The organism is Shinella sp. GW821-FHT10F02, assembly GCF_058809275.1.
The window spans coordinates 731,645-750,387 of sequence record NZ_JBXASL010000001.1 but is presented as its reverse complement, the minus strand read 5'-3'; the positions used below and the strand labels follow the sequence as shown (position 1 = coordinate 750,387).

At 64.3% G+C, this 18,743-nt stretch carries 17 protein-coding genes; 13 read left to right on the top strand and 4 right to left on the bottom strand.

All coding sequences use genetic code 11. From position 1 onward, the window contains the following. Positions 1-15 precede the first annotated feature (15 nt). From AC1RWL_RS03435 to AC1RWL_RS03425, 3 genes are read right to left on the bottom strand one after another with little or no spacing between them, the layout of a single operon-like run. Positions 16-1,095 (bottom strand): methyltransferase domain-containing protein, encoded by a 1,080-nt coding sequence (locus AC1RWL_RS03435; RefSeq protein WP_493093220.1) that lies wholly within the window; start codon positions 1,093-1,095, stop codon positions 16-18. Between the two features lies 1 nt (position 1,096). Beyond that, positions 1,097-1,477, bottom strand: a complete 381-nt coding sequence (locus tag AC1RWL_RS03430; protein WP_493093221.1) for a PAAR domain-containing protein — start codon at positions 1,475-1,477, stop codon at positions 1,097-1,099. Beyond that, entirely contained in the window at positions 1,474-2,481 is a 1,008-nt protein-coding gene (locus AC1RWL_RS03425; protein ID WP_493093222.1) for an ATP-binding protein, read from the bottom strand. Before AC1RWL_RS03425 ends, AC1RWL_RS03430 begins: the two co-directional genes overlap by 4 nt. Here AC1RWL_RS03425 and AC1RWL_RS03420 point away from each other — a divergent pair. The 12 genes from AC1RWL_RS03420 to AC1RWL_RS03365 all read left to right on the top strand — a co-directional run bounded on the left by AC1RWL_RS03420 (position 2,449) and on the right by AC1RWL_RS03365 (position 16,577). Then, on the top strand, positions 2,449-2,919 hold the full coding sequence (locus AC1RWL_RS03420; protein WP_439622857.1) for an STAS domain-containing protein: 471 nt from the start codon (positions 2,449-2,451) through the stop codon (positions 2,917-2,919). The genes AC1RWL_RS03425 and AC1RWL_RS03420 overlap by 33 nt on opposite strands. 141 nt (positions 2,920-3,060) lie before the next feature. Continuing rightward, a complete protein-coding gene (tssH, locus tag AC1RWL_RS03415) occupies positions 3,061-5,748 on the top strand; it encodes a type VI secretion system ATPase TssH (RefSeq protein ID WP_493158264.1) in 2,688 nt (895 codons plus the stop codon). 76 nt (positions 5,749-5,824) lie between these two features. Beyond that, positions 5,825-6,301, top strand: coding sequence for an Hcp family type VI secretion system effector (locus tag AC1RWL_RS03410; RefSeq protein WP_439622859.1), 477 nt, complete (start codon positions 5,825-5,827; stop codon positions 6,299-6,301). A 97-nt stretch (positions 6,302-6,398) separates the two neighbouring features. Then, complete coding sequence (locus AC1RWL_RS03405) at positions 6,399-8,435, top strand: type VI secretion system Vgr family protein (RefSeq protein WP_493093223.1); 2,037 nt, start codon at positions 6,399-6,401, stop codon at positions 8,433-8,435. Positions 8,436-8,444: 9 nt separating this feature from the next. Continuing rightward, entirely contained in the window at positions 8,445-9,053 is a 609-nt protein-coding gene (locus tag AC1RWL_RS03400) for a DUF6931 family protein (protein ID WP_493158218.1), read from the top strand. A 143-nt stretch (positions 9,054-9,196) separates the two neighbouring features. After that, positions 9,197-10,327 carry a type VI secretion system protein TssA gene (tssA, locus tag AC1RWL_RS03395; RefSeq protein ID WP_493093224.1) on the top strand — a complete coding sequence of 377 codons (1,131 nt, stop codon included), beginning with the start codon at positions 9,197-9,199 and terminating at the stop codon, positions 10,325-10,327. Positions 10,328-10,375: 48 nt separating this feature from the next. Beyond that, on the top strand, positions 10,376-10,885 hold the full coding sequence (tssB, locus tag AC1RWL_RS03390) for a type VI secretion system contractile sheath small subunit (protein WP_439622867.1): 510 nt from the start codon (positions 10,376-10,378) through the stop codon (positions 10,883-10,885). Positions 10,886-10,889: 4 nt separating this feature from the next. Further along, entirely contained in the window at positions 10,890-12,383 is a 1,494-nt protein-coding gene (tssC, locus tag AC1RWL_RS03385) for a type VI secretion system contractile sheath large subunit (protein ID WP_439622869.1), read from the top strand. Positions 12,384-12,390: 7 nt separating this feature from the next. Next, positions 12,391-13,929: a type VI secretion system contractile sheath large subunit gene (gene tssC / locus AC1RWL_RS03380; RefSeq protein ID WP_439622871.1), complete on the top strand. Its 1,539-nt coding sequence runs from the start codon at positions 12,391-12,393 to the stop codon at positions 13,927-13,929. Between the two features lie 17 nt (positions 13,930-13,946). Further along, entirely contained in the window at positions 13,947-14,426 is a 480-nt protein-coding gene (tssE, locus tag AC1RWL_RS03375) for a type VI secretion system baseplate subunit TssE (RefSeq protein WP_493093226.1), read from the top strand. Positions 14,427-14,510: 84 nt separating this feature from the next. Next, positions 14,511-15,677: a PP2C family protein-serine/threonine phosphatase gene (locus tag AC1RWL_RS03370; RefSeq protein ID WP_493093227.1), complete on the top strand. Its 1,167-nt coding sequence runs from the start codon at positions 14,511-14,513 to the stop codon at positions 15,675-15,677. A gap of 96 nt (positions 15,678-15,773) precedes the next feature. Beyond that, the gene (locus tag AC1RWL_RS03365; RefSeq protein ID WP_439622877.1) at positions 15,774-16,577 is read left to right on the top strand and encodes a hypothetical protein; all 804 of its coding nucleotides are present in this window, start codon (positions 15,774-15,776) and stop codon (positions 16,575-16,577) included. Between the two features lie 89 nt (positions 16,578-16,666). On the opposite strand, the gene AC1RWL_RS03360 is transcribed toward AC1RWL_RS03365, so the two are convergent. After that, complete coding sequence (locus tag AC1RWL_RS03360; protein WP_493093228.1) at positions 16,667-17,476, bottom strand: SDR family oxidoreductase; 810 nt, start codon at positions 17,474-17,476, stop codon at positions 16,667-16,669. A 268-nt stretch (positions 17,477-17,744) separates the two neighbouring features. Here AC1RWL_RS03360 and AC1RWL_RS03355 point away from each other — a divergent pair, with 268 nt between their 5' ends. After that, positions 17,745-18,740, top strand: a complete 996-nt coding sequence (locus AC1RWL_RS03355; RefSeq protein WP_493093229.1) for a sugar ABC transporter substrate-binding protein — start codon at positions 17,745-17,747, stop codon at positions 18,738-18,740. The last annotated feature ends 3 nt before the right edge of the window (positions 18,741-18,743 follow it).

Sequence of the window (18,743 nt, the reverse complement as noted above, 5' to 3'; positions counted from 1 at the left end):
TGGCTCGGGCGGATGTTACCCCACCGTCTTGCGAGCGACTACCAGATATGCGGAATAATACATGCAGGATCGGTCGTGCAACCGGACATGCCAGGGTGCTTCTCCGACCGAGCCGGTGCGCCGCAGGCTGCCGGCGGCGAGCGGCCCTTCGGAGAGCAGCAGGTCGAGGATGGCCTCCGGGCTGCCGGCATGGCCGGAGCGCTGCGAATGACCGCCAAGCCATGCCTCCACCGGAGTCACCTGCCCCGCCCAGTCGAAGGGCACGGACAGCACGGCGCTGCCTTCGTCGGCCAGCACGCGGCTGATCTCGACGAGGCCCGCGCGCGGGTCGCGCATGCAATCCACCACGTTCATGCCGATGGCGAGCGCGAAGGTGCCGGCGGTAAAGGGCAGCGCCAGCGCATCGCAGAGCCAGACGTCGCCGCGCCCCTCGGCCCGGTGGCTGAGCGGATAGGTGCGCCGGTCGTAGACCAGGCCGATCCGGCGCAGGCCGTAATTGACTTGCCCACCCACCACGGCCTGCCGGCCGGTGCGCGCGAGCGGCACGGAAAGGTCGATGCCGAGGACATCACGGCCGAGCCGTTCGGCCGCGTCCACGACGGTGCGCCCGGCGGCACAGCCGATATCAAGCACCGGACCGTCCGGTAGCCCGTCGTCCAGCATATCGAGCGCCTGCGCGAGGTTGCGCGACACCGCCCCCGGCACACCGCCGCCCGGCACTGGCAGGAAAGCCACGGGGTCCTGGTCGCCCCAATGGTCCCAGGCATAGGAGGAGACGTGCTGGCGGATCGATTCGAGGCCGCTGCCCGGCCCCGCCGCATCCCCGAGCAGGCTTTCGACCGCGGGCGTGAGATCGTTGCGCGCGAGAAGGTAGAAGAGGTTGTCCTGCACGAAGCGGCGCACTTCCGGCACGATGATCGGCATGCCGTCGATGATCGGGAATTCGGAGCCGCAGGCCTGGCAGCCGAGGATGCCGCTTGCGACATCGCCGCGGGCCTCCGCCTCGACGACGCTGAGCGCCAGCGGCGCGTCCCGCCCGTTCAGGCGGCAGACGGGGCAGACCGGCCGCAATTTCTCGAAATGGGACAGGCGCACGTCAGCCGCCGATCATCACGGTCGGGCAGCCGGGCGGCAGGATTTTTCCAACGGGGCTCGGGATCGGCGCCACGCAGGCGGCGTGCAGCGTCAGGTCGTTGATTCGCGCCGCCGGCAGGTTGCCGATCAGGACCGTCGCGGAACCCTTGCTGATCATGCCCGGCCCGCCCGGCACGCAGCCCGGCAGGGAGCACAGAATGGTCATGTCCGTAACCCTTGCGGCGGGCATGTTGCCGATCATCACGGTCGGCAGGCCGCCGATGATCGCCAGCGGCAGGGCCGGATGCGGCACGGGCGTCGGAACGAGCGCGGCCGGATGGATCGGCGCATGGCAATGCGGCGCGTCCTGCTTGACCAAATCCCCCATGCGCGCGGCGTTCATGATGCCCTATCCGTCCTGCTGGCCAACTGTTTTTCCAGGCTCAGCACGTTCCAGCCATTACGACGGCAGTAGGAAACCCTGTCAAGCAGCGTGCGGACGAAATGCATGCCGAGCCCGCCGATCTGTCGGCTTTCGAGGTCCGCGTCGAGATCGGGCTCGGGGATGCCGAGCGGATCGAAGGGGCGGCCGTCGTCCTGCACCTCGATCGCCAGGCGGTCCGCGGCAATCGACAGCGATAGCAGGATCTCGTGCGCCTCGCCGTCCTCGAAGCCGTAATTGACGGCATTGGTGAGGATCTCGTCGAGCGCGACGTCGATGCGCGTGACGTCCTCCTCGCCGACGCCGTGCATTTCCAGGAAGCGGCGCACCTTTTCGGCGGCGACCTGGATGTCGCCATGGCTGTTGCCGATGGAAAAGATCGTCTCCTGCGCCAGGCGCCCCGGCGTCTTGAACAGCAGGGCGCAGGCGGCGCCGGAACGGCTGCGGTCGATGCCGTCGCGGATGAGCCCAGCAATGTCCTTCGATGGTGCGGTGGCTTTTGGCGGATCGATATCGCCGGCGGCAAGCCAGGCAACGTCGCCCGACACCATTTCACGCTGATTCGTCCGGCCGGAGATCGTCACCGCCGCCTTGCCACGCGCCGCATAGGACACCTTGCCGGACACCACGTCGAGAACGAGCAGGCCGATATCGAGGCCGGCCGTGTCGATATGTGCCGCCAGCGCCTCCAGCGCCTGCCCGGCGTTCAGCGTCGTCGCGACGACCGCGCGCAACAATTGGCGCAGGCCTGTCGCGCGCAGCGCCGCATCGATATCGCCTCCCGCAACGCGGGCGGTGCTTATGGCGAGGACCGAGCGGGCTGGCCAATGGTGATCGTAGAAGGAGATCACTTCACGCCCGTCGCCGGCGCCGCCCTCCAGCTCGGCCTCGCGCCGGACGGGGAAACGCTGCGGCGAGAGCGACGCACGCAGATGCGCGACAAGGCCTTCCTCCGACACTGCCATCACGTCGTCACCCCAAAGCGTTTCAAAAAACCTTCTGGCAAGTCGTATAACTTTCTGAAATCATCACGCCACAAAGTGATCAACAGGAAGCCCGAGGTCAATATCATCATGAACATCGCCGAGACGCGGCAGGCAAACAGCCTCGTCGTCGCGCCCACCGGGCGGATAGACAGCCAGACCTCCCCGGTTTTCGACAGGCACCTCTCCGCCATCATCGAACGGGGCGACGTGAACCTGATCATCGACCTGGCGGGCCTGGAGTATATCAGCAGCACAGGGCTTTCCGCCTTTCTCTCCGCCGCAAAGAAGGTCCGCGCGGCGGGCGGACGCATGGCGCTGACCGGACTGAACAGCCGTATCCGTCTGGTCTTCGAAATGAGTGGTTTCTTAAGGTTGTTCCCAATCTATGCCAATGTAGATGCCGCACTCTCCGGCTGAAGGCCGATAGGGTGGTAGACTTTTACGGGAACTAGGAATTAGAGTTGCCCGTCATCTTGCCTATATGAATTGATTCTAGTCATCTTTTTGCGTTGGTGCGGATTGTCGCGTCGGCGCGGCAAAAGCTGGGGGGCCGCTTTGCTGAACGTGGATCTGCAATCACTCGTGGGGCGCCTGAACGCACTTTGCCGTTCGACGCTCGAAGGCGCGGTCGGGCTGACGCTTTCGCGCACCCATTACAATGTCGAAATCGAACATTGGCTGACGAAGCTGGTGGAGACGCCCGACAGCGACGTCGCGGCCATCCTGCGGCATTTCGAGATCGATTCGAGCCGGCTTCTGGCGGACCTGACCAAGGTGCTGGACCGGTTGAAGACCGGCAACAGCCGCTCTCCGGCGCTGACGCCGAACGTCGTAAAATGGATCCGCGAGGCCTGGATCTATGGGTCGCTGCAATCCGGCGACACGTCGATCCGCAGTGGCTACCTGCTCGTCAGCCTGCTCGGCGACGATGCGCTGTCGGCGCTGGCGCGTGACGCGTCCTCGCAATTCGCACGAATCAATGCCGAGGTGCTGAAGACCGGCCTGATGAAGATCGTGTCGGGCAGCAGCGAGGCCGGCCAGTCCGCCTCGGGCGCCAAGGCGACATCCTCCTCCGGCGACGCACCTGCATCATCCGGCTCCGGCGTTGTAAGTGGTTCCGCGCTCGACCAGTACACGATCAACCTGACGGCGCGTGCGCGTGACGGCAAGATCGACCCGGTGCTCGGCCGCGATTCCGAGACGCGCCAGATCGTCGATATCCTCACCCGCCGCCGGCAGAACAACCCGATCCTCACCGGCGAAGCCGGCGTCGGCAAAACGGCCGTCGTCGAGGGTTTTGCGCTGAAGATCGCAGCCGGCGAAGTGCCCCCGGCGCTGGCAGACGTCGAACTGCTCTCGCTCGACCTCGGCCTGCTCCAGGCCGGCGCCGGCATGAAGGGCGAATTCGAGAACCGGCTGAAAAAGGTGATCGAAGAGGTCAAGGCCTCCGCGAAGCCTATCATCATGTTCATCGACGAGGCGCATACGCTGATCGGCGCCGGCGGTGCTGCCGGCCAGAACGACGCCGCGAACCTCCTGAAGCCTGCCCTTGCCCGCGGCGAGATGCGCACGATCGCCGCCACGACCTGGGCGGAATACAAGAAATATTTCGAGCGCGACCCGGCACTGACGCGCCGCTTCCAGGTGGTCAAGGTGGAGGAGCCCGGCGACGAGGCCGCCATCGCCATGATGCGCGGCCTGATCCCGACGCTCGAACGCCATCATGGCGTGCGTGTGCTCGCCGAAGCCGTGGAGGACGCAGTCCGGCTGTCCCGCCGCTACATTCCGAGCCGCCAGCTGCCCGACAAGGCGGTGAGCCTGCTCGACACAGCCTGCGGGCGCGTCGCCATTGCGAGCAACGCCGTTCCGGCCGTCGTCGAGGATCGCCGCCGCCGGGTCAACATGATCGACACCGATCTCGGCGTGCTGACGCGCGAAACCAAGATCGGCACGGACCATTCCGGGCGCATCGCTGATCTCAAGGACGAGCGGGTGCGCGTCTCCGAGGAACTCGAAAAGCTCGAAGAACAGTGGAACCGTGAAAAGGACCTGGTCGGGCAAATTCGCGCGCTGCACGATGCACTGACCGGGCCGGACGACGCACCTGCGGGCGAAAAGACCCCCGAGGAGATGAAGGCCGAACTGGCGACGCTGACGGCCGAGCTGGAAGCACTACAGGGCGAGACGCCGCTGATGCGCGTGACGGTCGACGGCCAGGCGATCGCCGAGGTGGTCGGCAACTGGACGGGCATTCCGGTCGGCCGCATGGTTTCCAACGAGATCAAGACGATCCTTGCCCTCAACGACAAGCTGCGCGAGCGCGTCATCGGTCAGTCGCATGCCCTGGAAGCGATCGCCGAGACGATCCGCACCTCGCGCGCCAAACTGCTCGATCCGCGCAAGCCCATCGGCGTCTTCCTGATGGTCGGCACGTCCGGTGTCGGCAAGACCGAGACGGCGCTGGCGCTCGCCGACCTGCTCTATGGCGGCGAGCAGAACCTCACCGTCATCAACATGTCGGAATTCAAGGAAGAGCATAAGGTCTCGATGCTGGTCGGCTCGCCGCCCGGTTATGTCGGCTATGGCGAAGGCGGCGTTCTGACGGAAGCCGTGCGCCGGCGGCCCTATTCCGTGATCCTGTTCGACGAGATGGAAAAGGCCCATCCGGGCGTGCAGGACGTGTTCTACCAGGTGTTCGACAAGGGCATGCTGCGCGACGGCGAAGGCCGCGACATCGACTTCAAGAACACCGTCATCATCATGACCTCGAATGCCGGCACCGACCTCATCCACCGCCTCTATGCCGATCCGGCCAAGCGGCCGGATGTCACGGAGTTGACGGAGGCAATCCGGCCGGAGCTGCTCAAGAGCTTCAAGCCGGCCTTCCTCGGGCGCTGCTCGGTCGTGCCCTATTTCCCGCTCGCAGACGACGTGATCCGCAAGATCGTCACGCTGCAGCTCAACCGCATCCGCAAGCGGTTCGCGGAGAATTACAACGCGACGCTCACCTGGGACGAGACGCTCGTCGAAGCGATCGCCAGCCGCTGCACCGAGGTGGAAAGCGGCGCACGAAACATCGAGTACATTCTGTCGCGTGGGCTTCTGCCGCGGCTTTCGTCGCATGTTCTCGCCGTCATGGCGGATGGCGGCCAGATCGGCGGATTGAAAGCCGTGCTCGATGAAAACGGCCAGTTCGAATTCCACGCGCAGCCGGATCAGCCGGTAGAGCGCGCGGCGGCACAATGAACGGGATGCCGGGCGGTCTTCGACGGTCCCGGCACAACGGTTATACCTCACAACCAGGACACGAAGGGAGCTGACTATGGCAATTTATCTGAAATATGAAGGCATCGACGGGGAAGCGACACACGACAGCCACAAGAAGTGGATCGAAGTGGGTTCGCTGCAGTTCGGCACCGGCCGCGGCATCTCCACGCCCGCTGGCGCGACTGCCAACCGCGAAGCGAGCGAGCCGAACATCAGCGAAGTCGTCATCACCAAGACGCTCGACGGTGCCTCGCCCAAGCTGTTCACCGAATCGGTGACCGGTACGGCCGGCAAGAAGGTGGAAATCCACCTCGTCTCCACCGGCAACCCCGGCAACACCTATGTCGAATACGTGCTCACCAACGCCCTCATCTCCGGCTACAGCGTCAGCTCCGGCGGTGACCGTCCGTCTGAATCGATCTCGATCAACTTCACCAAGGTCGAGTTCAAGTTCATCCCGTACGACGACAAGAACAAGGGCGGCACGCCGGTGACCGTCAACTACGACCTCAGCACGGCAAAGAGCGGCTGATCGGCCGGCGCCGCAAGGCGCATCGGGACCTGGCCGCCGCGACATGCGGCGGCCGGCGTCACTCTTCGACGCGCATCGACCAGACAAGTGACACGCAATGGCGACGACCATAGTTCAAGAGGACCGCTGGATCACCCTTGAGACCCCTCTCGGGGAAAACGTCTTCGTCGCAACGGAAGCGCACGGAACGGAGGGCATATCCCGCCTCTTCTCGTTCACCGTCAGCGCGCTCTCCACCCGCAAGTCCATCGAGCCGAAGGACCTGCTCGGCAAGAGCGTCACGCTTTCGCTCGCCAAGCCCGGCGGCAGCCGGCGCTATGTCAACGGCATCGTCACGTCGTTTTCGGCCGGCGCCTTCACCCGCAACGATTACCGCCTCTATACGCTGGTCATCTCGCCCAGCCTCTGGCTGTTGCAGCGCACCTCCGACCACAAGGTCTTCCAGGAAAAGACCGCCGTCGCGATCGCCGAACAATTGCTGGGCGACAGCGACGTGGCCTTCGAGAAGAAGCTCAACGGCACCTACGAGACCTCCGAATACCGCGTGCAGTTCGGCGAGACGGATTTCGCCTTCCTGCAACGCATCCTCGCCGAAGAGGGCATTTTCTACTTTTTCAAGCACCAGGACGGCGACCACAAGCTGGTTCTCGCCGACAATGCTTCCGCCTATGCCGATTGCGCGCAGGAAGACGTGCAGTATCGTCAGGCCCAGGAAGAGGCCGTGGACAGCGTGCACAGCTTCAATACGGGCGCGAGCCTGACCGACGCGACCTGGCATATCGAGGACTACGATTTCGAAAAGCCCTCGACCAATATCGAGGGCGAACGCAAGACGAACCAGCAGCCGGCTTCGGGCAAGAGCTGGGAACATTTCCGCTTTCCGGGCGCCTCCCTCAAGGCGGACAGCCTGAAGCAGTTCGCGACGGCGGCGATCGACGCCGCGGAGGCCGGCTTCGAAACCGCGACCGGCGGGGGAACCTGCGCAAGCTTTACCAGCGGCCACGCCTTCACGCTGAAGGAGCACCCGGTCGACGCGGAAAACCGCCGGCTGGTGTTGACCGAAGTGCAGCACGAGGCGGTCGACCGCGCGCATTTCACCACGCGGCCGGGCACCGAGGGTCGACCCTATTACCGCAATACATTCACCTGCATGCCGGCGACCCGGATCGCCCGCAATCCGCTGCCGGCGCCAAAGCCGGTCGTGCAGGGGCCGCAGACCGCCCTCGTCGTCGGACCGTCCGGCGAGGAAATCCATACGGACAAATACGGCCGCATCCGCATCCAGTTCTACTGGGACCGTTACGGCAAGAAGAACGAGACGAGTTCCTGCTTCGTGCGCGTGGCGCAGTCGCTGGCCGGCAACAATTGGGGCTCGGTCTTCGTGCCGCGCATCGGCATGGAGGTGGTCGTCCAGTTCCTCGACGGCGATCCGGACCGTCCGCTCGTGACGGGCGCCGTCTACAATGCCGACAACATGCCGCCCTGGGCCTTGCCCACCAACATGACGAAGAGCGGCCTGCTCACGCGCAGCAGCAAATCCGGCCAGACGGCGAATGCCAACGAACTCTCCTTCGAGGACAAGAAGGGCGAGGAGAAGATCACCTTCCACGCCGAGAAGGATTTTTTGCGCGAGGTCGAGAACGACGACACGCTGACCGTCGACCACGACCAGAAACGCACGATCAAGAACGACCGCACCACCGAGATCACCGAGGGCAACGAGACCTTCACGATCAAGAAGGGCAACCGGACGGAGAAGATCGAGACCGGCAACGAGACGCTCGACATCGACAAGGGCAACCGCACGGTGACGCTTTCCACCGGCGGCGACACGCTGACGCTCAAGAAGGGCGACCGGGCGGTGACGCTGAACGTGGGCAGCGACAGCCTGACCATCACCCAGGGCAACCAGACGACGAAGGCCAGCGCCGGCAAGATCACGCTCGAAGCGATGCAGGGCATCACGCTCAAATGCGGCAGCAGCACGGTGGAGATCACCCAGGCCGGCATCACCATGAAAGGCGTCACGGTGTCGATCGAAGGTTCCGCCAAAAGCGAGATCAAGGGTCCGATCGTCAATGTCGCGGGCGATGGCATGGCCATCGTCAAGGGCGGCATGGTCAAGATCAATTAGGGGTAGATGGTGAAAATCCAGACGGAAGCCTTCCGCAAGGTGACGGCCCAGACGGCACAGGATATCTGCAGCCGGGCGGAGCTTTCTGCCGAGGCCCTGCCCTTCCTGTTGCCCGGCCTGTCGCCGCAGGGTTTCCTTTCCCTCCTGGTCGAGGCGGAAAACATTGGGGACGCCGTGCGTTTCCTCGCCTTCGCGCTGCCGATCCGCGAGGCGATCTGGTGGTGCTACGTGGTCGCGAAAACCAGCATTCCGGCGCCGACGGAGCTGGAATTGCTGTGCCTGGAACGCACGGCCGCCTGGGTCTATGAACCGGACGATTCCCGCCGCCGCTCTTGCATGGAGTGCGCCGAATCGGCCAAGTTCACGGGGGCCGCGGCCTATGCGGCGCTCGCGGTCTTCTGGTCAGGCGGCAGCCTGGCGCCGGAAGGCATGCCGGATGCCGACGCCGACCCCCGGCTGGGGCCGATCGGGGCTGGCGCTTCTGTTCTGCTGTCGATCACGTCAGGCGATGCGAAGAACCTCGTGGAGCGCTTCGAGACGGTGGTGACACGAGCGGTGAACATCGCCAATGGCGGCAACGGCTGGTTGCCGGGCGAGCGGCCGACGGGAGGAAATTGATCCTGCGCGAATCGAGAGATTCGCTTCAAGATCGATTAAGTATTTGGGGCTAAGCATTCTTCTGCCAGCCCCGCGTGTGTTGCGGTATCCGAGTAAAAGTTTCCATGCGACTAGGCCCCGCAAGGGCAGGAGGATATCTATCCATGGCTTTGCCGCAGGTTATCGACATCGACGCTCTGCTCCAGGCGATCTCGGAAGAGGCGCCTGCCGGGACAGATCCGCGCACCGATAGCTCGCCGGCCTCGCTCTATTACCGCACCAAGGACGCCCGCAACGCCGCCCGCTCCGCCGAACGGGCCGCCGTCGAGACCGGCGGCGCATCGCCCGAGGAATGGGACACCGTCGCCGAGACCGCGATGACGATCCTGTCCTCGCATGGCAAGGATCTCGAAATCGCCGCCTGGCTGGTCGAGGCGCTGCTGCGCACCGAAGGTTTTGCCGGCCTTCGCGACGGCATGAAGGTGCTCGCCGGCATCGTCAACGGCTTCTGGGAAACCTGCTTCCCCGAACTCGACGAAGACGGCGTGGAAGGCAAGGTTTCCGCGGTCGCCGGCCTCAACGGCTCGGGCGCGGTCGGAACGCTCATCCAGCCGATCCGGCTGGTGCCAATCACCCACGGCTCGCAATGGAGCTTTTCGCTCTGGAACTACGAGCAGGCGACGGACCTCGCCAAGGTCACCGATTCCAGCCGCCGGCAGGAGCGCATCGACAACGGCGCCGTGACCATGGAGCAATTCATGGAAAGCGTGGCGGATACCTCCGCCACCTTCTTCGCCGAAACGCAGGCCGTCATCGTCGAGGCACTGGCAGCCCTTGCCGAGATGTCAGCGGCCTTCGATGCGGTGGCCGGCGTCGATGCGCCGCCCATTTCGGCGCTTCGCGAGCTGTTGGAGGAAATCTCCCGCTCGATTACCCATTTCGCCGCTGACAAGCTGGCGGTCGCGAACTATTCTGCGGCCAGCGAGGACGTGGTCGCCGACGACGCCGGCCAAACGGGCGAGAGCGGCCAGCAGGCGGCCGGCACGGTGGTCGTCCGCAAGATCGAAGGTTACCAGTCCCGTGAAGAGGCCTTGGCGGAGCTGACGCGCATTTCCGCCTATTTTCGCAAGACCGAACCGCATTCGCCCATGTCGTACACGCTTGAAGACGCCGTGCGGCGTGCGCGCATGAGCCTGCCCGATCTGCTGGTGGAACTGGTCGAAGACCCGGCCCACCTTCAGCGCATCCTGTTGGCGGCGGGCATCAAGCCGCCGTCGGCCGAACAAGGTTATTGATCCCTATCCCGTATCCGCAACAATTCACCGCTTGAAGAGGGGGCCGTCATGGCAGAAAGCGTTCAACAGAAGCTCAAGAGGGTGCGCGCACCGCGCGTCCACATCACTTATGACGTGGAGACGGAAGGCGCACAGGTCCGCAAGGAACTGCCCTTCGTCGTGGGCGTCATCGGCGACTTCTCCGGCAAGCCCTACGAGCCGCTGAAGCCGCTGCGCGACCGCAAGTTCATCCAGATCGACCGCGACAACTTCGACGACGTCATGCAGCGCATGACGCCCGGCGCGGAATTCAAGGTCGAGAACACGCTGGCCGGCGACGACACGCTGATGCCGGTCTCGCTGAAGTTCAAGTCGATCGACGATTTCGAGCCCGGCGCCGTCGTGGAACAGGTCGAGCCGCTGCGCAAGCTCCTGGCCGTGCGCAACAAGCTGCGCGACCTGATGTCGAAGGTAGACCGGTCGGAAGAACTCGAAAGCCTCCTGGAGGAGGTCCTGCAGAACACCGACAAGCTTGCATCCCTTGCCAACGAGCTTGGCGCCGAGAAAGCGAAGGAGTAGTCGAATGAGCGCCGAGACCCAAACAGCCGGCAGCGCAGCCGCCACTGAGGAAACGGGCTCCCTGAGCCTCCTCGACCAGGCCATCCAGGTCACCAAGACCGCCGAGCCGGACGAGATCCAGGACCTGTTGCGCACGCTGACGTCGGAAGCCCTTTCCGGCACGGTCACGTTCAGCAAGAACCTGACGCAGACCTTCAACAAGGCGATTGCCGCAATCGACGAGAAGATGTCGAAGCAGCTCACCGCCATCATGCACAACGAAGACTTCCAGAAACTGGAAGGCAGCTGGCGGGGCCTCAACTACCTCGTCAAGAACTCGGAAACCAGCTCGACGCTGAAGATCCGCGTTCTCAACCTGTCGAAGAAGGAACTGCACAAGGACCTGACCAAGGCGGTCGAGTTCGACCAGAGCCAGACCTTCAAGAAGCTCTACGAAACCGAGTTCGGCACGCCCGGCGGCGAGCCCTACGGCGCGCTCATCGGCGACTTCGAGTTCGGCTCCGGCACGGAAGACCTCGAAGTGCTGCAGGGCATGTCGAACGTCGCTGCCGCCTCCTTCGCGCCCTTCATCTCCGCCGCAAGCCCGAAGATGTTCGGCCTGGAAAGCTTCACCGAACTCTCCAAGCCGCGCGACCTCGAAAAGATCTTCGACAGCTCGGAATACATCAAGTGGCGCGGTTTCCGTGACAGCGAAGACAGCCGCTTCGTCACGCTGACCATGCCGCGCGTGCTGGCCCGCGTTCCCTACGGCTCGCAGGGCAAGCAGATCGAGGAGTTCTCCTTCGAGGAAGCCCCGATCGGCGCCAATGGCGTCGTCACCAAGATGAAGTCGGAAGAGTTCACCTGGATGAACGCCTCCTATGCGCTCGGCGAGCGCCTGACATCGGCCTTCTCGAAATACGGCTGGTGCGTAGCGATCCGCGGTGCGGAAGGCGGCGGCAAGGTCGAAAACCTGCCGACCTTCACCTTCACCAGCGACGACGGCGACGCCGACCAGCAATGCCCGACGGAAATCGGCATCACCGATCGCCGCGAGGCGGAGCTTTCCAAGCTCGGCTTCCTGCCGCTCTGCCACTACAAGAGCACGGACTACGCGGTGTTCTTCGGCGCGCAGACCACGCAGCGCGCGAAGAAGTACGACAAGCCCGATGCCACGGCCAACGCGGCGATCTCCGCCCGCCTGCCCTACATCATGGCGACCTCGCGCTTCTCGCACTACCTCAAGGTCATGGGCCGCGACAAGATCGGCTCCTTCCTCGAAGTGCGCGATTGCGAAACCTGGCTCAACAACTGGATCCGCAATTTCGTCAACGGCAATCCGGATGCGAGCGCCGAGATGAAGGCCCAGTATCCGCTGGCCGACGCCTCGATCACCGTGAAGGAAATCCCAGGTTCGCCGGGCGCCTACAACGCGGTCGCTTATCTCCGCCCGTGGCTGCAGATGGAAGAGCTCACCGCATCCATGCGCCTCGTCGCGCGCATCCCGCAGATGGGCTGACGCAGGCATGGAACAAGACGCAGCCATCGCCATGGAAGACGCTTCCAGCGGCGATGGCGCAAAGAGCGAAGCCGGCATCCGGCTTCGCATCATCGATGCGGTTCTCGAGCGTGGCGGAGAGGAAATCTCCGCCACGCTCGACCGTTTCATCGAAAGCGACGACCCGGCGGAATGCCTTCGCCTGTGGTTCGGCACGCGCGGCGGCGGCGATGGCTGGCGGGCAGTGCTGACCCGCGACATCGCGGCGATCGATCCGCTGCTCGGCGACCAGGTCGATGCGATCATCCACACGGCGGAGTTCAAGGCGCTCGAAGCCACTTGGCGCGGCGTGGACCTGCTGCTGTCGGAAACCGGCAATGACGACAAGGTCCGCGTCAAACTCTTCAATGCCACCTGGTCGGAACTCTCGCGCGATTTCGACCGCGCCATCGAATTCGACCAGAGCACGCTGTTCGCCAAGGTCTACAGCGAGGAATACGGCATGCCGGGCGGCGTGCCCTATGGACTGCTGCTGTGCGACCACGCGGTGCGCCATCGCGCGCCTTCGGGGGCTGCGGGCGTACAGGATGATGTCGGCACGCTTTCCGGCCTGGCGCAGGTCGCGGCGGCGGCGTTTTCCCCCTGCATCCTCGGCGCGGCACCAGAACTGTTCGGGGTCACCACCTTCGCCGACCTCTCCTATGTGCAGCGGCTCGATGCCGGCTTCCAGCTCGGCGAATACCATCGCTGGCGCCGGCTGCGCGACCTGGAGGACAGCCGCTTCCTCGGCATCGCCATGCCGCGCATCCTGCTGCGCGACCGCTATCGCGACTCCGCCTCGCGACAGGACGGTTTCCGCTACAGCGAAGGCGGCGAAGGTGTCGATTCCTGGCTCTGGGGCAATGCCGCCTTCGCCTTCGGCCTCATCGCCATCCGGGCGTTTCGCGAATGGGGCTGGTTTGCCGATATGTGCGGCACGCGCGGCCCGCAGGGCGATCTCGGCGGCGTCGTCGGCCACCTGCCCGTGGCACAGTTCTCGACGGGCGAGAGGGTCGCCTACCGGCGGCCGCTGGAAGTCGAGCTGACCGACAAGAAGCAGAAGATCCTCGAAGCGCTCGGCTTCATCGCGCTGACGCCGTGCAATTTTGATCGTTCCGTGATCTTCCTCGGCGCGCAATCGCTCTATGCAGCGCCGAGCGACAACGACCTTCCGGCCCAGGTGAACGGCCGGCTTTCCTCCATGCTGCACTACGTCATGTGCATGAGCCGGTTTGCCCACTACGTGAAGATCATGGCCCGCGACCGGGTCGGCGCCTATACGACGCCGCAGGACCTCGAACGTTACCTCGAAGACTGGCTGCGCAACTATACGATCGGCAACACCGATGCCGGCCCGGAGCTGAAGGCGCGTTATCCGCTTGCCGGCGCGCGGCTGGAGATGAGCGAGGTCAGCGGCCGCCCCGGCGTGATGAATTGCGTGCTGCACCTCCAGCCGCATTTCCAGTTCGACCAGGTCGTCTCGGGGTTCCGGATGCGGACCGAAGTGCAGTCCGTGCGTTCGCGGTGAAAGACAAAGGATAGAGCATGGCCCGGCTTCCCAACAAGGCGCCCCCGCGGCTGCCCCTCTTCGACCGGCTGTTGCAGGGCGACAGCATCGAGACGGACCGCAATGTCGACCGCGCCATGCAGGAAATGCACGAATCCGTGCGGCGCGACCTCGAAATCCTCTTCAACACCCGCCCCGGCCGCCTGCCCGAGGACGCAAAACTCCAGGAGCTGCGCCAGTCGATCCTGACCTATGGCCTGCCGGAAGTGCAGAGCCAGCACCTCGCCTCGCCCACCCAGCAGGAACAGTTCCGCAAACGCCTGGAAGACGTCATACGCCGCTTCGAGCCGCGCTTCCGCGAGCTTTCCGTCGTGCTCGTCGTGCCGGAAAACCAGGTGGAGCGGGTGCTGCGCTTCCAGATCAACGCCCTCATGGAAACGGACAGCTCCAGCGAGGCCGTCACCTTCAACACGGCGATCGATCCGGTCACCGGCATGCTCTCGATCAATGGACGCTGAGCCGCCTTTGAAACCTCCGGCGATTGGCGTAACGTGACGGCGGCCGATCGCGGGTTTCTACAGTACAGCATTCATGAGGTCTCTTTGGATTTCTCCCAGGCGCGTATCCTCATCGTCGATGATATCGAGGACAACCGGGATGTGCTGGCGCGCCGTCTCCGGCGGCTCGGCCTCGTCAACACCGAGCAGGCAGGGGACGGCCTCGAAGCGCTCGAAAAGGTGCGTGCCGAACCCTTCGACCTGATCCTGCTCGACGTGATGATGCCGCGCATGAACGGCATCGACGCGCTCCAGGCACTGAACGACGAAGGCTGGCTCAAGTCGCTGTCCGTCGTCATGATCTCCGCGGCGTCCGAAATCGAGACCGTGGTGCGCTGTATCGAGCTCGGCGCCGAGGATTATCTGCCGAAACCCTTCAACCCGGCGCTGCTTGCCGCCCGTGTCGGCGCGGTGCTGGAAAAGAAGCTCCTGCGCGATATCAACCAGCGCCAGCTCGAACGGCTCGAACGGGAGCTGGCGGAAGCCTGGCTCTGCCAGCAATCCATGCTGCCGACCACCTTCCCCGTCGATCCCGCACAGCTCGATATCTTCGCCAGCATCGACCCGGCGCTGGAAATCGGCGGCGATCTCTACGACGTTTTCGAGGTGACGCCCGGCCTGATCGCGCTGGCGATCGGCGACGTCGCCGGCAAGGGCGCCTCCGCCGCCCTTTTCATGGCGCGCACGCGCAGCCTGCTTCGCGCCGGCACCCTGCAATTCCACGCCATTTCGGGACGGGTGCCGCGCCCCTCGGAAATCGTCGCCCTCGTCAATGACGAACTCGGCAAGAACAATCCGAACTCGCGATTCGTCACGCTGTTCTATGCCCTGCTGGAGGTCGCGACCGGCCGCCTCACCTATTGCAATGCCGGTCACGTCTATCCGATCTGGACCAGCGGAAACACCGTCGCCGAAGTGGCGACCCCGCCCGATCCCGCTCTCGGCGTGATCGACGCGCTCGACTTCCACGATCACGAGCTCGTGCTCGCCGTGGGCGACCGTCTTTTCCTCACCTCGGACGGCCTTTCGGACATGCAGAATGCCGGCCAGGAGCAGTTCGGCACGGAAAACATCCTTGCCGAAATCGCCGTCCGCCCGGACGCGCCTGCAACCGATCTCGCCCGCAGCGTGCTGGCGGCGGCCTATGCCTTTGCAGGCGGCGCGCCGCAGTTCGACGACATCACGGTGCTGGTCGTCAAAAGGCTCGGGTAAAGCGCCGCAAAGGCCTGAGAAAGCAACAATCCCACTGTCAAATAAGCAGGCTTTGAAGTAGCTTTGCGCGCGAAGATCTAGACTCAGGGGGACATCGTGCCGGGCAGTTTCAATTTCAGTGCAATCGACAAGAACGACGCGGAAGACGTGTGCTGGTGCGTGGTCGAATCCGTCGCGAGCGTCGACGATACGGCGTCCAATCTCATTTCCGTCATTCACTTCCTGCGCGAGGCCTACGGCGCCGAGGAGGCCGACGAAAAGGTCATCCCGAACCCGGCTTTCCTGGCCAATGGCCATGACGGATTGTCGCCCAAGACGCGCAAATATTTCACCGGCCGCACGTTCAAGGGACTGGGCGGAAGTGCGGTCAGCCTTGCCGGCGGCCTGGCATCCGGCGTGACGGCCGTCGACGTCGGCAGCATCCTGCGCGAGGGGAGCGCCGTCGGCACGACCGCCGCGCATCTGGTCGGCATCAAGGCGGCCGGCAAGGGGTTCAAGAAGAGCGAAACGGTGACGCGCTGGGTCGATGCGATGCTCAAGGCGAAGGTCGCGAAGATCGGCGTTCGCGGCGTGGGCCTCGCAGGCGCCGCCATTCCGATCCCCGCGGTTGGTCTGGCGACCAACATCGCCACGACCGTCGCCAAGCTCGGCATCAAGGTGACGCTGAGCAAGCTCGTCGCCCGCACCGCGATGGAGGTCCACTGGCGCGCCTACCAGGAAACCGTCATCGCCGGCGCCTTCGGCGGCCGCGGCGGCCCCGTCGGCCCCGCCTCGGCGATGTTCTACGAAATCTTCACCAAGCGCAGCTTCACGCGCATCTTCGGCAAACACGACACCGCGGCCCTGATCAAGGAACCCGGCGGCTGGATGGCGCTGAACGACAAGCTCATGCTGATGTGATGACAGTCTGACCCTGCTCTTTTTGGGGCAGGGTCAGATCGTTTCCGTGTCCGGAACGGCGACCATGGCCGACCTATTCGAGACGATGCCTATAGAGGCGCCTCCGGGTTCGGCGGAACGTCATAGGCGCCCCAGATGGATTGGTCGTAGTTGATGATCGCCCCGGTCATCAGGCCGGACTCCGCACTTGCGAGAAAGGCGACGGCGCGGGCGACTTCATTCGGATCGATTAGGCGACCGTTCGGCTGGGTGGCGGCGGCCTTTTCCAGCCAGTTCTCTTCCGAGCCGTGGAAGGAGCGCTGCGTCTGGTCCTCTCCGTCGGAGGCCATCCAGCCGATATTGAGGCTGTTGACGCGGATGCGGTTTCGCAGAAGCGCGTAGGCAGTGTTTCGCGTCAACGTATCGAGCGCGCCCTTGGAGGCGCAATAGGGCGCGATGAACGGCTGGCCGCCCATCGACGACATGGAAGAGATGTTGACGATGGCGCCCTCCCTTCCCCCGCGTCGCATGACCTTGGTCGCCTCCTGCATCAGGAAGAAGGACGCACGCACGTTCACCGCGAAGATGAGATCGAACAGGGCCGGGTCCGTATCGAGGATCGTTCCGCGATTGGTGTTACCGGCGGCGTTCACCAGGATATCGACGCGTCCGAAGGCGCGGTCGGCCTCGGCAACGACGCGGCGGCAGTCTTCAACGCGACTGAGATCGGCCTGAACGAAATGCACGTCGACACCCGAAGCGTTGGCGATTTCCCTCGCGCGCGCCTCGCCTTTCTCGGCACTGCGGCCGCAGGTGACGATGCCCGCGATACCGCGCTCGGCAAACAGGGTCGCGATTGCGGCACCCAGACCCTGCGTCCCGCCCGTCACGACGGCGATTTTTCCCTTTAGCGATGTCATGCCTTTTCCTCCGTTATTCCCATCTCAAGGGACTGCCGCAAGCGCGTTGGCGGGAAGTAGAGAGCCGGGTCCGGGGTCAAACAACGCTTGATATGTTCAAAATGGACGCCGGCTTGCACCCGGTATTGCGAGCCGCACCCGCTCGTGTGGCCGAGGCAGTATCCAAAGTGGACATCTTCGCCGTTGGACGGACCGGAACGGCCCACGATGCTCCAAAAACCGCCGAGGTCCAGAGGAGGACCGCCATGCGGAACCTACGGAGGAACCAATGATAAGACATACCGCGCTTGCTGCCGCGCTCACCTTGACAGCTTTCATCGCCGGCTCGGGAGCGGCCGCGGCCCAGTCGGCGCCGGACTGGCTGGGTGGCGAGCTGAAGAAGCCGCTTGCGGACACCCGCATCGGCATCACGGTGCTCTATCCCGGCTCGAATTCCTACCAGGCGAAATATGCCGAGGCCGCCGTCTCCTATGCCAAGGAGATCGGCATCAACGCCACCGTCATGGACCCGCAGGGCGACCCGGCGACGCAGTTCAACCAGTTGCAGGACATGATCGCCCAGAAGATGGACGTCATCGTGCTGTGGCCGACCTCGCAGAACGCGCTGATCCCCGCCGTGCGCCAGGCTTCACGCGCCAACATTCCGGTCGTTACGTCGAACAGCCCGATCGGCGAGGCCGGAAGGCAGTATGTGACCGCCCATACCGGTCCGGACGATTGCAAGCTCGCTTCGCAAGCGGCCGAGATGCTCGGCGACTCGCTCGGCGGCAAGGGCAATATCGTCGTTGTCGAGGGCACGCCGGGCTATTCGGTCTCGATCCTGCGCGGCAACTGCTTCCTCGATGCAATGGAAGACAAATATCCCGACATCAAGATCCTGGCGAGCCAGCCGGCCGACTGGAACCGCGAGAAGGCGCAGACCGTGATGGAAACCTTCCTGACGCAATATGGCGGCGAGATCAACGGCGTCTATGCCTTCGACGACGGCATGGGCCTCGGCATCATCTCCACCCTTCAGGCCGCTGGCAAGAAGCCCGGCGAAATCAAGCTCGTCACCTGCAACCAGTTCGGCGAAGGTTGGGATGCGATCAAGGCGGGCTGGCAAACCGGCTCGGGCAAGCAGTCGCCGATCGACGATGCCGTTCTCGCCATCCAGACGGCGGTGAAGGTCGCCAATGGCATCGCGGTGCCGCCGGTTCAGGAGATCGCGATCGACAAGATCACCGCCGACACCATCGACAATTTCGAACGCCCGAGCTGGTAAGAC

What these genes read in the sequence shown, in the direction of transcription:
- tssC (WP_439622869.1), top strand. Translation starts at nt 10,890, where the DNA reads ATGAGCGCCGAGACCCAAACAGCCGGCAGCGCAGCCGCCACTGAGGAA.
- tssA (WP_493093224.1), top strand. Translation starts at nt 9,197, where the DNA reads ATGGCTTTGCCGCAGGTTATCGACATCGACGCTCTGCTCCAGGCGATC.
- AC1RWL_RS03410 (WP_439622859.1), top strand. Translation starts at nt 5,825, where the DNA reads ATGGCAATTTATCTGAAATATGAAGGCATCGACGGGGAAGCGACACAC.
- tssC (WP_439622871.1), top strand. Translation starts at nt 12,391, where the DNA reads ATGGAACAAGACGCAGCCATCGCCATGGAAGACGCTTCCAGCGGCGAT.
- AC1RWL_RS03430 (WP_493093221.1), bottom strand. Translation starts at nt 1,477, where the DNA reads ATGAACGCCGCGCGCATGGGGGATTTGGTCAAGCAGGACGCGCCGCAT.
- tssE (WP_493093226.1), top strand. Translation starts at nt 13,947, where the DNA reads ATGGCCCGGCTTCCCAACAAGGCGCCCCCGCGGCTGCCCCTCTTCGAC.
- tssB (WP_439622867.1), top strand. Translation starts at nt 10,376, where the DNA reads ATGGCAGAAAGCGTTCAACAGAAGCTCAAGAGGGTGCGCGCACCGCGC.
- AC1RWL_RS03355 (WP_493093229.1), top strand. Translation starts at nt 17,745, where the DNA reads ATGATAAGACATACCGCGCTTGCTGCCGCGCTCACCTTGACAGCTTTC.
- AC1RWL_RS03425 (WP_493093222.1), bottom strand. Translation starts at nt 2,481, where the DNA reads ATGGCAGTGTCGGAGGAAGGCCTTGTCGCGCATCTGCGTGCGTCGCTC.
- AC1RWL_RS03405 (WP_493093223.1), top strand. Translation starts at nt 6,399, where the DNA reads ATGGCGACGACCATAGTTCAAGAGGACCGCTGGATCACCCTTGAGACC.
- AC1RWL_RS03420 (WP_439622857.1), top strand. Translation starts at nt 2,449, where the DNA reads ATGCGCGACAAGGCCTTCCTCCGACACTGCCATCACGTCGTCACCCCA.
- AC1RWL_RS03360 (WP_493093228.1), bottom strand. Translation starts at nt 17,476, where the DNA reads ATGACATCGCTAAAGGGAAAAATCGCCGTCGTGACGGGCGGGACGCAG.